The 12,523-nt window shown below is 70.0% G+C and carries 13 protein-coding genes and 1 pseudogene; 4 read left to right on the top strand and 10 right to left on the bottom strand.

Annotated elements, in window-relative coordinates:
* Positions 1-127 precede the first annotated feature (127 nt).
* A pseudogene (locus ABD989_RS06630) lies at positions 128-643 on the top strand (DNA-3-methyladenine glycosylase family protein); the annotation flags it as partial.
* On the opposite strand, the gene ABD989_RS06625 reads toward ABD989_RS06630, so the two are convergent.
* The 6 genes from ABD989_RS06625 to ABD989_RS06600 all read right to left on the bottom strand — a co-directional run bounded on the left by ABD989_RS06625 (position 640) and on the right by ABD989_RS06600 (position 4,554).
* Entirely contained in the window at positions 640-1,455 is an 816-nt protein-coding gene (locus ABD989_RS06625; protein WP_345312861.1) for an ABC transporter permease, read from the bottom strand. The pseudogene ABD989_RS06630 and the gene ABD989_RS06625 sit on opposite strands and share 4 nt — an antisense overlap.
* On the bottom strand, positions 1,452-2,132 hold the full coding sequence (locus ABD989_RS06620; protein ID WP_345312860.1) for an ABC transporter ATP-binding protein: 681 nt from the start codon (positions 2,130-2,132) through the stop codon (positions 1,452-1,454). The genes ABD989_RS06625 and ABD989_RS06620 overlap by 4 nt, the downstream gene beginning before the upstream one ends.
* 6 nt (positions 2,133-2,138) lie before the next feature.
* Positions 2,139-2,612 carry an MTB12 C-terminal domain-containing protein gene (locus ABD989_RS06615; protein WP_345312859.1) on the bottom strand — a complete coding sequence of 158 codons (474 nt, stop codon included), beginning with the start codon at positions 2,610-2,612 and terminating at the stop codon, positions 2,139-2,141.
* Between the two features lie 139 nt (positions 2,613-2,751).
* Positions 2,752-3,402: a helix-turn-helix domain-containing protein gene (locus ABD989_RS06610; protein WP_345312858.1), complete on the bottom strand. Its 651-nt coding sequence runs from the start codon at positions 3,400-3,402 to the stop codon at positions 2,752-2,754.
* Positions 3,399-3,752 carry a cupin domain-containing protein gene (locus tag ABD989_RS06605; protein WP_246992502.1) on the bottom strand — a complete coding sequence of 118 codons (354 nt, stop codon included), beginning with the start codon at positions 3,750-3,752 and terminating at the stop codon, positions 3,399-3,401. The genes ABD989_RS06610 and ABD989_RS06605 overlap by 4 nt, the downstream gene beginning before the upstream one ends.
* Positions 3,745-4,554: a class I SAM-dependent methyltransferase gene (locus tag ABD989_RS06600; protein ID WP_246992500.1), complete on the bottom strand. Its 810-nt coding sequence runs from the start codon at positions 4,552-4,554 to the stop codon at positions 3,745-3,747. The genes ABD989_RS06605 and ABD989_RS06600 overlap by 8 nt, the downstream gene beginning before the upstream one ends.
* Positions 4,555-4,845: 291 nt before the next feature.
* Between ABD989_RS06600 and ABD989_RS06595 the strand changes: the two genes are divergently transcribed.
* On the top strand, positions 4,846-6,870 hold the full coding sequence (locus ABD989_RS06595; RefSeq protein WP_345312857.1) for a hypothetical protein: 2,025 nt from the start codon (positions 4,846-4,848) through the stop codon (positions 6,868-6,870).
* Positions 6,871-6,933: 63 nt separating this feature from the next.
* Here the strand turns inward: ABD989_RS06595 and ABD989_RS06590 are convergent, their stop codons facing one another.
* Positions 6,934-7,170, bottom strand: a complete 237-nt coding sequence (locus tag ABD989_RS06590; protein ID WP_345312856.1) for an amphi-Trp domain-containing protein — start codon at positions 7,168-7,170, stop codon at positions 6,934-6,936.
* A gap of 192 nt (positions 7,171-7,362) precedes the next feature.
* On the opposite strand from ABD989_RS06590, the gene ABD989_RS06585 reads away from it, so the two are divergent.
* Positions 7,363-8,787 (top strand): wax ester/triacylglycerol synthase family O-acyltransferase, encoded by a 1,425-nt coding sequence (locus ABD989_RS06585; protein ID WP_345312855.1) that lies wholly within the window; start codon positions 7,363-7,365, stop codon positions 8,785-8,787.
* 22 nt (positions 8,788-8,809) lie between these two features.
* Here ABD989_RS06585 and ABD989_RS06580 read toward each other — a convergent pair whose 3' ends face one another.
* The 3 genes from ABD989_RS06580 to ramB all read right to left on the bottom strand — a co-directional run bounded on the left by ABD989_RS06580 (position 8,810) and on the right by ramB (position 11,592).
* Positions 8,810-9,433: a class I SAM-dependent methyltransferase gene (locus tag ABD989_RS06580; RefSeq protein WP_345312867.1), complete on the bottom strand. Its 624-nt coding sequence runs from the start codon at positions 9,431-9,433 to the stop codon at positions 8,810-8,812.
* A 32-nt stretch (positions 9,434-9,465) separates the two neighbouring features.
* Positions 9,466-9,999 carry a carboxymuconolactone decarboxylase family protein gene (locus tag ABD989_RS06575; RefSeq protein ID WP_345312854.1) on the bottom strand — a complete coding sequence of 178 codons (534 nt, stop codon included), beginning with the start codon at positions 9,997-9,999 and terminating at the stop codon, positions 9,466-9,468.
* Between the two features lie 171 nt (positions 10,000-10,170).
* Entirely contained in the window at positions 10,171-11,592 is a 1,422-nt protein-coding gene (ramB, locus tag ABD989_RS06570) for an acetate metabolism transcriptional regulator RamB (protein WP_345312853.1), read from the bottom strand.
* Positions 11,593-11,680: 88 nt separating this feature from the next.
* Between ramB and ABD989_RS06565 the strand changes: the two genes are divergently transcribed.
* A complete protein-coding gene (locus ABD989_RS06565) occupies positions 11,681-12,421 on the top strand; it encodes a hypothetical protein (protein ID WP_345312852.1) in 741 nt (246 codons plus the stop codon).
* The last annotated feature ends 102 nt before the right edge of the window (positions 12,422-12,523 follow it).

Raw genomic sequence — 12,523 nt, 5'->3', positions numbered from 1 at the left:
TCTTCACCAGAAAGGTGCTCCTTGCCCTGCTTGTGATTGTCGTTTCGCAACAACAATTATTGCAGCTCAGAGCACCTTTCTTCATGAAAACGGCAGGCCAGGCGAATTCAGCGATGAAAGCCCGAGGCTAGTGCCGGTGATCATGGAGCAGAAGGTGGTGGTCTCCGAGGCGCTGCGCGCGTGGCGGTACCTGCTGCTGCAGTACGGCGAGCCCGCGCCCGGCCCCGTCGAGCTGCGGGTGCCGCCGCCGCAGCACGTGTGGCGGGAGATCACCGAGGCGCACTGGCATCGGAGCGGCCTGGAGCCGGTGCGGATGCGGACCATCCGGAACGCGTCGGTGGTCGACGTCGAGGCCAAGGCCGATGTGCTGACCGCGCTGCGGGGGATCGGCGAGTGGACGGCGGCGTTGACGCGCAGTCGTGCGGTGGGCGATGCGGACGCCGTGCCCTTCGGCGACTATCACCTGCCGTCGATGGTGGGGCAGACGCTGATCGGGCGTCCGGTGGACGACGCCGGGATGGCCGAACTGCTCGAGCCGTACGCCGGCCACCGCTACCGGGTGATCCGGATGTGCGAGTTGTACGGGCAGACCGCCCCGCGGCGGGGGCCGCGGCTCGCGCCGCGCGACTATCGGAGCTTCTAGACCGGCTGTTCGGCGGTGGCGCGGCCCGGGCGTCGTCGTGCGGCGACGGCGGCGAGGCCCAACCCGAACACGGCGGCGCAGATTCCGGCGAACCACGCCAGCGCCCCGTTCACGCCCCACGGGGGACTGATCACCAGGTCCTGGCCGGTGCCCCACACGCCGTTCAGGAACGGCATGAACGCCTGGATCCGGGTGCCGTTCGGCGCGAAGATCACGGCCTCTTCCATCACGAAGACCCAGGCCAGCAGTGCCGCGAGGGCGCCGGCCGGGTGGCCGATCAGTGCGGCCAGGCCCACGCCGAGGCCGCAGGCGAAGAAGGCGTAGATCGGCACGGTGATCAGGAAGCGGAGGCCGGCGGCGGAGAAGAGGTCGACGTCGCTGTAGACCAGCGGGAACGCCGCGGGCAGCACCGCCATCACCGCGGCGACCAGCACCGCGCACGCCGCGGCGGTCACCAGTCCGTAGAAGAGCCAGCGCGCGAGCGGGGAGGTCCACGGTCGGCGGTACAGGTAGCGGTCGACGTCGCCGGCCGCCCCGCGCATGCTGGTCGCCTGCGCGTAGGCGGCGACCAGTGCGCCGACCACCACGGTGAAGGTGATGATCCAGTAGACCGAGTTCGACGTGGTGGCCGCGCTCACCGAGATGCGGCTGCTGTCCAGGCCGGCGATGCGTTCGGCGACGTAGGCGATCACCGCGGTGATCAGCAGCGGCAGCAGCACGCCGGCGGGCACGGCGCCGAGGAGCAGAACACTGCGCAGGCCGCCGGTGCGGACTGCTTCGGCGGCGACCCCGCGGCGCACCGCGGCGATCACGCGGCGACCTCGGGGGACACGGCCGTCAGGTAGGCCGACTCGAGGTCCGGGTGCGCGCCGAGGAACTCGGCGAGCGGCACGGCGGGGGTCGCGGTCCGCCGGTCCACCACGGCGACGCGGTCGGCGGTGCGCTCCACCTCGGGCAGCAGGTGCGAGGCCACCACCACCGCGCGGCCGTCGCGGGCGAGGTCGGTCAGGAGCTCCCGCAGCCAGGCGATGCCCTCCACGTCGAGCCCGTTGAGCGGTTCGTCGAACACCAGCGCGTCGGCGTCCGGCAGCAGCGCGGTCGCGATGCCGAGTCGCTGGCGCATGCCGAGCGAATAGCTGCCGATCCGCCGGTCGCCGTAGGCGTCCACGCCGGTGCGGGCCAGCACGTCGTCGACCCGATCGGCGCACACGCCGGACGCGGCGGCGAACCAGCGCAGGTGCCGTCGTGCGGTGTGGCCGGGGTGCACGGTGTCGGTGCCCAAGTGCATGCCGACCGGGCCGTCGATCACCACGGAGCCGGCCGCCGGGGTCACCATGCCGCACAGGGCGCGCAGTAGCGTCGACTTGCCCGCGCCGTTGCGGCCGAGCAGGTAGACCAGCTCGCCGTCGGCCACCGACAGGTCCACGTGCTGCAGCACCGTGCGCCCGCCGAGGTTCACCTGCAGGTCACGGACCTCGATGCGGGCCACGGCCGGTCAGGCGTTGCAGTAGACGTTGAGGCCCACGGTCTTGACGCCCTCGCACAGCGAATTGTTGGAGAGGCGCCAGTTGCCGTCGGTCTTGGTGAACGAGATGGTCATGTTGATCGACGGCCGGCCCGCCGAGCTGGCCTGCAGGGTGGCCGAGATGTTGTCGCCGACGCGGTCGACGATCTCGGTGATGGCGCTGTCGCCGCGCGGGGCGCGGAACAGGCCGAGCTGGTAGACGGTCTTGGGCACGACCACGGCGTCCATACCGCCTTCCAGGTTGCGGGCCTTGGCCTCGTCGGAGGCGTCGGTGGCCACCAGGAACTCGACGATCTCGTCCAGCTGCTGGACGGTCGGGTTGTCGTCGGTGACGGTGAAGTCGGCGGGCAGGGCCTGCGCGGCCGGGGCGGCCAGGGTGAGGCCGGCGACGGCGAGGGCCGCCACGGGCAGGGCGCGAGTGAGCAGGCGGGGATGACGGTTCATGGGTGCTCCTGGGGTTCGGCGGTGCGGTGGGTCGTGCGAGTTAGTTAGCTGAGGCAATCCTAACTCTCACGAGAATGGGTGTGCGTCAGCGGGTATTCGGCGCGGGCGGCGCCGGGTGTGCGGTGTTCGGGGTAGGTGCTTAGCGGGCGGTGCTGTCGGCGACCTGGGCCAGATTCAGGCGCAGTTCGCATTTGCCGCCGGGGGCGGGTCGGACCGCCACGGCGTACTGCGCGGCAAGCGCCGGCGAACCGGCGGTGAGGGCGGTCTCCAGCAGGCCGCGGACCACACCGCGGGCCACCTCGGGCAGCTCGTGCTCGATCTTCTCCAGCGGGCAGCCGCACAGCGTGATCTCGTGCTGACCGAACGCGCTGACCACGTCGGTGATACGGAAGCCGAGTCGGGTGAGGATGGTCTCGGCGAGGACCACCGGGTCGGGCACCAACTCGGCGTCGATGGCGACGGACGGCAGGTGCTTGGCGGCCCACGCGCGGCCCACCTCCGCGGCCAGCTCCTCCCGCTGCTCCGGAGTCTCGCCGAGGCGAGCGACCAGCATCAGCATCAAGTCGTCGACCGGTGGTGCGACGACCAGCCGGTAGCCCACGCGCGGCCGACCGACGCCGATCGGCGGCAGGTTGATCGCGATCGCCGAGCCCTCCTCCACCAGGTTGTTCAGGTGGAAGCGGGCCGTGGTGACGTGCACCGACAGCTCGGCGGCGACGGTCTGCGCGTCGATCGGGGCTTCGGAGTCGGCGACGAGGGAGCGGACGCGGTCGCGCTGGCGAGGACTCATCGGCCGTGCACCACGATCAGGGTCGCCGTCGCATCGGTGCGCGCGTGCAGCTCGTGCGGCACACGCTTCTCGACGCAGATCGCCGTTCCGGGGACCAGTTCGCTGGTGGCGCCGTCGACGGTGAAATCGATGGTGCCCGCCTGCCCGAGCACCACGATCGGGTGCGCCGCGGTGTGCTCGGTCATCGCCTGGCCCTCGAGGAAGGCCAGGCGGATGAGCGTCTCGGTCTCGCCGCGGCGGACCACGGTGATCTTGGGACGACTGCCGGTGTCCGCGATATTCGGGTCGGCCAGACCGGTCAGGAACTGCCAGGTGGCGACTCCGGACTCGGGGCTCGTGGTCTCACTCATTGCTTACCGGCTTTCGGGCGATGATCTCGATGGCGGCGAGCTCCTTGCGGTACTTGCGGAACACACTGCGCATGCCCAGGATACGGCGACGCGCGTCACTATTGCGAACCACGTTTCCGACGATACGCAGGGTGCGAAGCGGGCCTTCGTCGGCGATCACGCGGCGCGGCTCGAGGAGGGCCATCTTCGCGTAGCGGATCTGTTCGATCTCGAAGCCGGACGCGGTGAGGCGCTCGCGCCATTCCTGCTCGGTCAGCGGGCGGGCGTTCACCTTGATCGAGCGGGCGAGCGCCTGGCGGATCTCGGTCTTCTGCTCGTCGGCGAGGCTGTCCGGTTCGAGGGCGAGTTCGTGGATCGCGTAGCGGCCGCCCGGGCGCAGGACGCGGAAGGCTTCGCCGATGATGGCGTCCTTGCCGCGCTCGGACTGCATGGTCAGCATGGCTTCGCCCACCACCACGTCGCTGCTGGCATCGCTCAGGCCGGTGCTCGCGGCGTCGGCCTCGACGAGACGGCCGCGGTCACCGACGGCCTTCTGCGTCAGAGCGACGGCGGCCGGGTCGGCTTCCACGCCCACGTAGCTCTTCGGGCCGGCGGCGAGGATGTCGGTGGCGGTCTTGCCCAGGCCCGGGGCGAGCTCCACCACGTCGGCGCCGGCGAGGGCCGCGTCGTCGAGCATCTGCTGGGTCAGTTCCAGGCCGCCCGGGCGGAGGACGCGCTTGCCCATCCGGGCCAGCAGCCAGTGGCCGGGCAGGTCTTCGTCTTTGCGTGCGGCGAGGGGTAGATCGACGGGGGTCTCCGGCATGGCGACGCTCCTAGATAGGAAGGATAGGTATGCATACAATAGCCTATCCTTACCTAACCCTGCCGGGGAACCCCGGGCCCGGAAATACCCGCCTCGTGCCTCCCGTTCGGACCGGTGACGGTACCCCCGTTTTGGGCCCCCACCTGTGGTGACCCCATTTCTGGGACGTTTGTCGTCCAAAGTGATGAAATCGCTCCGGAAACCACGTTCGGAGGTAACGACTGTCGTTACCCGCCTCGATACTCGGGCCAAGCAGATAGGGAATCTGCGGCACGAGAGGGGACCAGATACATGAACGGATCGCACCGGAAGCCGAGCCGACGGACGCTGCGGCGGGCGCAAGAACGACGAACCGCACGGGTGGGCTTCAACAAGCGCAAGATCGCGACGGCCGCAGGTGCCGCCTTCATCTCGGCGTCGATCGCCATGGGGCCCGCGGTGGCGCAGGCCCAGCAGATCAACGCCGCGGCCAACGCGCAGCACGACTACGACACGTGGAACAACCTGATCATCGTCTCCGACGCGCTCGGACAGACCCAGCGCGCGATCCTCGCGCCGCTCGGCTCGATCGGTCCCGACGGCATGTTCCCGTCGATCAGCAACACCAAGACCACGGAGTCCGAGAGCCTGGACTTCCTGTCCGGCGTGCTCGACATGACCGGCTCGGCACTCGACACCCCGGACACCTCCCACGTGCCGGGCGCCGGGGGAGTGTTCGGCCTCGGCGGCCTCGTCGCCGGACTTCCGCAGTACGCGATGGTGCTTCCCACCGTGCTCGCCGCCGGCGACACCGCGGTGCAGGTGATGCCGAAGTCGGCGACGACGGTCGCCGCCTTGCTGGGCGTGGACGCGACGACGCTTGTGCAGAACGGATTGGCCGCTGCGGGGACGGTCTGGCCGACGTGGAACACGGTGGATCAGGATGCCGGCTACGTCGTGGACAAGCTCGACCTCGGCGATCCGCTGGGTCTGCTCGGTCTGCCCGACGTGCAGCACGATCGGAACGCGTGGAACCACGCCTACAACTGGCCGCTGCTGCAGATCGACGGCAAGACCTGGCTGGTGCAGGAACGCTACGCCGTCGACCCGGTCACCTCGGAATCGCTGAAGCAGAACTTCCGCGACCAGATCGGCACCCTGGACACCCTGGACGTGCGGAAGTGCGTGGAGTTCAAGAAGGTCCCGGTTCTCGGCAACGTCGGCTGCAAGGCGTGGTCGTCGACCATCGACACCACGTACAACCCCAACCCCGGCGTGGAGAACGCGCTCAACCAGCTCAACGGCATCGACGTGCCCGGCTTCTCGCTGACCAAGCGCGAGGCGGGCGGCCAGTACAACGCCTTCGGCGACAGCTCGCTCGGCTGGCTGATGTCCACCACGCAGGTGATCGTCGGCGATCAGGTGACCACCGTGCCGGTGCTGGCCAGCGGGATCGCGCTGCCGTTCGGCCTGTTCACCACGGGCGGCCAGTACTCGCCGGGCATGGTGAGCCAGAACGGCCAGACCATCAGCGGCGTGCTGGGTAGCCGTTCGCAGGGTTGGTCGGTGCCGGTGCTGGGTGTCGGTGCCAACGCCACGTCGGTCCTCGAGTCGTTCCAGATCGGACCGGACGGGATCGCGTACAACTCGGGCTGGACCATCGCGGCCATCGACGGTCTGGGGATCCCGGTCCCGCTGGTCTACTCGATGGGCTCGTTCAACTTCGGGCCGCAGGGCATCGGCTACACCAGCCCGTCGTTCTTCGGGGTGGGCCTGCCGTCGTTCCAACTCGGTGACAAGCCCGACGCGCCGGCCGTCGACGACGCCGTCCTCGGCATGCTGACCGGCGCTCTCGGCTCGAGTCTGCCGACCAGCATCATCACGCTGGACCCGGCGTTCCTGCTCGGGATGGCAGGCATCACCGATCCGACCGGCCTCGGTCTGCTCGATCCGTTCGGCACCGGCCAGAAGATCCTCGATCCGATCTTCCGCGCGATCATCACGCCGCCGGCCACCCTCGTCTTCCAGGGTGCGGCCGATCTCGGCACCGCCGCACTCAACGCGACGTCCAAGCAGAGTTCGCAGGTCACCGGCGTCCTCGCCGACCTGGCGCAGAAGGGCGGAGATACCGCCGCCGACACACCTGTCCCGACAGCCGCCGACGTCCCGGGCGATGGGCAGCAGGGGAACCTGAATCTGAACCAGAGCGACGGCCAGAGCGAGAAGCGGGATGCGCAGGTGGTCGTCGAGCCGTCGACGACGACGAACGATCTGCTCAAGCAGTACCCGATGGAGGTCAACGAGGCTCCGGTGCCTGAGGTGGAGCCGGCTGCCTGAGCCCGGTAGTACGTCAGCGGCGTCGGGCTGTGCACACTCGCACAGTCCGGCGCCGCTGGTCTGTCACTCGCGCCAGGAGAGCTTCACTTCCAGTTCGGACTTACCGTCGGCCTGGCCGCGTTCCATCTCGACCTTCAGGCGGACGCGGTCGGGGATGTCGATGCGCACCACCTTGTTGTTCGCGGTGAAGGAGACCTCGTTGTGCCGGGCGATGGTGTCCGCCAGTTCGCGCAGCGTGGCGGCGGCTTCCTCGCGTGTGACTTCTTCCTTGGTCTCGTACTCGAACAGCTCGTCACTCATCGGTTGTGCTCCTCGGATCGTCGGACTCGGGTCTTCCTTCGGATTGAACCACGCTCGACCGCTGACCGGTGGCTTAGCGGCGTGCTGTCGATCGATGGGGGCCGTTGGTTGCGGTTCGCGCGATTCCCGCCCCGACGGGGTCGGGCACGTGATCGACTGCCCGGGGACGTCCGGGATGAGTGAGGGAGCGGTATGGAACGGCTGACGGGCATGGATGCGATTCCGGTGAACGCCGAGGCGGGGCCGATGAATATTCACATCACCGCGCTGCTGGTGCTCGACCCGACAACCGCGGGACCGGAGTTCGACGCTGATCACCTCTATTCGCAGCTCGTCGAACGGCTGCCGCTCAATCCGCTGATCCGGCTCCGCATCCTGCAGAAGCCGCTCCGCTTGGGGCAGCCGGTGTTCGTCGACGATCCCGACTTCGACGTCCGCAAACACCTGCATCGGCTCGCGGTCCCGGCACCGGGTGGTCCGCGGCAGGTGGCCGCGCTGGTCGACGACATCCACCGCCACCGCCTCGGGCACGACAAGCCGCTGTGGGAGGCCTGGGTGATCGAGGGTCTCGCCGATGGCCGACTCGCCCTCGCCGTCAAGTTCAGCCACGCACTGTCCGACGGCGTCGGCGCCGTGAATCGGCTGCTGCCCACCCTGGTCTCCACCCACCCCGACGGTGCGCCGGATGTTCCCGAACCCGAGCCGGCCGCGCCGCTGCCGGGCACTGGCGGACTGCTGGCCGACTGGCTCGCCGAGACGGCGGGCAACGTGGCCGGGGCGGCGCGCGTCGTCGGCCGCGGCACCCCGCAGCTGGGGCGGGCCGTCGTCGAGCGGCTGTTCTCCACGGCCAACGCGCCTCGGCGCGCTAAGGGCGAGGACGACGATCCCCGCCTGCGCGCGGCCCCGGCCGACACCCCGCTGAACCGGCCGATCACCGAGCGCCGCACCAACGCCTTCGTCGACGTGGAACTCGACCGGCTCCGCGCGCTCGGCGCGGCCTACGACGTCACCGTGAACGACATCTTCGTGGCCGCCTGCACCACCGCCCTGCGGGAATGGCTGCTCGCCAACGACGCCATGCCCGACGCGCCACTGCAGGTTTTCGTCCCGATCTCCACCCGCAGCGCCGACGATGAGGCGTTCAACAGCTGGAGCCTGGCCATGGTCCGGCTGCCGGTCTTCCTGCCCGACCCGCTGGAGCGGCTGGCGATCATCCACGACACCACCAACCGGGTGAAGACCGGTCGCGGCACCGGTGGGCCGGCCGTCGACGTCGCCGACCTCCTCCAACTGGTGCCGCCGAACCTGATGCGGGTCGCCGCGAACGCCTACGTGCACGACCTCGCGGCGCCGCTGCGACCGCCGTTCTTCCACGCGTGCTTCTCCAACATCGCCGGCCCGCGCGAGACGCTCTGGCTCGGCGGCGCGCGACTCGAGGCGATCTATCCGTTCGGTCCGCTGTTCCAAGACATGAACGTGAACCTGACCGCGGTCTCCTACGACGGCAAGTTCGGGCTCGGCGTGGCCGGCTGCCCGGACAACGTGCCCGACGTCTGGGCGATCACCGACGCGTGGCTGGCCGCGCTCGACGAACTGGAACGCCTCCAGCCGGAGTGAATCGCTTGGGGTGCAGCAGGTCTCAGTGTCGTAGCGGTTTGCGGGCGAGCACGTACTGGCCGACGCCGGTGACGGTCTGTTCCACGTGGATCAACTCGTGCGCGTGCAGCCGGTCGAGGATCTCGGTGCGCTCGAAGACGCGCACGCCGGTGAGGCCGGCGACCGTCGGCGCCCCGGGGAGGGCGGCGATCGAGGCGCGCACCGAGGTGAAGATGATGAGCTCGCCGCCGGGCGCGGTCACGCGGACCATCTCGTCGAGCACGGCCAGCGGATCGTCGATCAGATAGAGCGCGGCGAGGCAGGTGACGGTGTCGAAGGATTCCGACGCGAACGGCAGACGATGGGCGTCGCCGCGGAGGAAGGTGACGCGCTCGCTGACGTTGTCGCGGGCGGCCTGCGCGAGCATCGCTCGGGAGTAGTCCAGGCCGACGTAGGCGCCGTCGCCGGTGAGGCCGCGGCTGGCGTCGCCGGCGTAATTGCCTGGGCCGCAGGCGATGTCGAGGACGCGCCGGTCGCCGGGGCGGGCGAGGTAGGCGCGCAGCGCGCGGTCGTAGTCCAGGGTCGACGATCCGCCCAGGCTGAATCCGCGGGTGAACAGCGGCCGCCACAGGGTCTCGTAGATCTGCGAGAAGGCCCTGTTGTGCATCAGGCGCGCGGCGACGGACACGACCGCGCGCCCTAGAACTCGTCGCGCTGCACGCGCAGCACGCCGATGGTGGTGGCGAGCATGTCGTATTGGCCCACGAGCATGACGAAGGCGATGGCCTTGCGCTCGGTCAGGTGACGACGCAGCGCCGACCAGGTGTCGTCGGAGATGTCCCGGCCGGCGATCATCTCGTCGGTGGCGCGCAGGAGGGTCGCTTCGCGGTCGCCCCACCCGGCGTCGGGCCCCTCGACGATCTGGGCGTACAGCTTCGGGGTGATCCCGGCCTGCGCGCCGAGTCGGCGGTGGTGATCCAGCTCGTAGGCGCACTCCCGCAGGTGAGCGACGCGGATGATGATCATCTCGCTCTCCTTGCGGGAGAGTTCGCCGAGCGGCATCATGCGGGCCGAGAAGTGCATCCAGCCGCGGAAGAGTCCCTTGCTGCGGCCCAGGGTGGCGAAGATGTGGGCGTTGTCGGTGCCGGTGGCCAACGACATCGCGCGCACGACGGCCCAGTTGATCGGGCCCAGTTCCCGCAGCCCGCCGGGCGTGACACGTGGAGTGCTCATGTGTGTCGACGGTAGTCGACGCCTGTGGGGCGGATCACTCGCGATCGCCCACCCCGCTCTCCTGGCGTGTCGCGACCCTGCTGCCGCCTCGCGCCCGGAGCCCCGGCGGCGACCCGCGAATAGGGTCGCGACACGCGGGGGCCGGGCCGGGGGACGGCGCGGGTCAGCGGGTCACGGGAGGCTCATGTACGGCGAGACGGTGCTGCCATGTTCGTCGATCGCGAGGGTGGTGCCCAGCGGCGGGAACGCCCGCTGCGCGCAGCCGCGGCGGTCGCACACGCGGCAGCCCGCGCCGATCGGCGTGGTCCGGGCCTGCGGACCCAGTTCCAGGCCGTCGGAGTAGACGACGCGGTCGGCCTGCCGCAGCTCGCAGCCCATGCCGATGGCGAAGGTCTTCGGCGACTGGCCGTACCGGGCGGCACGACGCTCCACCGTCCGGGAGATCCAGAAGTACTCGCGGCCGTCGGGCATCTCGGTGATCTGCGTGAGGATCTTGCCGGGCGAGCCGAAGGTCTCGTAGACGTTCCACAGCGGGCAGGTGCCGCCGCTGGCGGAGAAGTGGAAGCTGGTGGCCGACTGCCGCTTGGACATGTTGCCCGCGCGGTCGATCCGGACGAACGTCCACGGCACCCCGCGCAGGTTGGGGCGCTGCAGCGTGGACAGCCGGTGGCAGACGGTCTCGTAGCTGACGGTGTAGAACGCCGAGAGGCGCTCGATGTCGTAGCGGAAGTCCTCGGCGGCGCCGTGGAACTGCTCGTACGGCAGCACGGCGGCGCCGGCGAAGTAGTTGGCCAGCCCGTGGCGGGCGAGGGCGGCGGCGTCCTCGGTGGTGAAGGCGCCGTCGTCGACCAACGTGTCGATCAGGTCGCGGTGCTCCAGGTAGCCGAGTTCGGCGGCGATCCGGAAGGCGCGCTGACCGATGGAGAGGGAGGCGGCGAAGTCGAGGCGCCGGGCCTTGGGGTCGAAGCGGTGCAGCACGTTGTCGCCGAGGTCCACGCGCCGGTCGATCCGCACGCCGTGCACCTGCGACATCCGGTCGGCCAGGCCGGTGCGGATGTCCACCGAGTTCATCCGCATGCGCGAGGTGAGCTCCTCGGCGGCCACGTCGAGGTCGTGGAAGTAGTTGCGGTGGTTGGAGAAGAAGTGCCGCACCTCCTCGTGTGGCGCGCTGATGGTGCCGCGCAGCCCCGGGTCGCCGCGCCCGGCGGTGACCGCGGCCAGCTGCTCGGACACCAGGCGGTAGCGCCGGTGCAGGTGCGCCATCGCCTCGGCCATGGTGCGGTGCCCGGCGACCATGGCGCTGATCTCGGCGGGGTCGCTGGCCGACGGATCGGCGTCGAGGTCCTCGTCGAGCAGGGCCTCGCGCAGTTCGGCGATCAGCCGGACGTCGTCCTGCGGGTCGAAGAAGCCGATGTCGATCCCGAAGACCTCGCTGATGCGCCCGAGGACCGACGCGGTGAGCGGCCGGGAGTCGTGCTCCATCTGATTCAGGTACGACGCCGAGATGCCGAGCGTCCGCGCCATCGACTGCTGGGACAGGCCGCGCTCGCCACGCAGCTGGCGCAGCCGCGAGCCCACATACGTCTTGCTCATCGAGCCGCCTCCAGCATGTCTCCCCGTCCTCCGGTCTCCACGACGTGTCTCTCAGTCTCTTCCGGCGGCCGATCGGTACGGTTGCCGCGTGTCCATTCTTGCGCGCCCCGACCGATTCCTGTCGACGATGGCGGTGGTCGTCGGAGCGGCGACGCTGCTGACCGCCTGCGGATCCGACGACGGCGAACTGCCGCTGACCGGACTTGTGCTGCAATCGGACCGGCTGCCCGCCGGCTATTCGGTGGTCCCAGCCGACGTCGAAGACCTGGTTGCGGCCAACAAGCGCACGCTGGACCAGTCCGCCTCGGTGGCGTTCACCCCGGACGTCTGCCGGCCCACCGCGGACGCGGCCTTCACCACGGAGCTGGCCGCCGACAACACGGTGCTGCTGGTGGCGCAGTCGGACACCGGCACCCTGTCCGAGCTGGTCACCACGGTGCGCCGGGACGTCGACGCCGATCGTCGGACCACCACCGGCGTCTGCGCGGTGGTCACCGCCGTGCCCAGCAAGGGGACGCTCGCGCAGTCGCGGATCGTCACCACCAGCACCGAACTGCCCAAACCCACCGGCGACGCCGTGGAGCAGGCGCTGGTGTTGCGCTCAGACAGCGTCACTACGCTGCCCGACGGCAAGGCGTTGGTCCGCAGCTCGTTGCTGTCCAACGTGCTGGTGCGACGCGCCAACGGCGACGTGGTCACGGTGCAGCTCAACATCGGCTCCGCCGACTCCGGCGTCAAGCCCGCGGCGCCCGCGGAGATCACCCCGCCGCTGCCCCAAGACGAGTACCTCGCACTGGTGCAGGCTGCCGTCGATCGCGCCGCCCGCTGACACGTGCGGATGTGAGATCACGCACGTTCGCCGAGCGCGGTCGCGGCGTCGCGGACGGCCGTCGTCCCGGACCGCGTCGCTTCGGGGTTACTCGTGAGTTCG

It is taken from the genome of Gordonia alkaliphila, assembly GCF_039542465.1.
Taxonomy (GTDB): domain Bacteria; phylum Actinomycetota; class Actinomycetes; order Mycobacteriales; family Mycobacteriaceae; genus Gordonia; species Gordonia alkaliphila.
The sequence above is the reverse complement of the archived record's forward strand: the minus strand, read 5'-3'. Positions and strand labels throughout refer to the sequence as shown.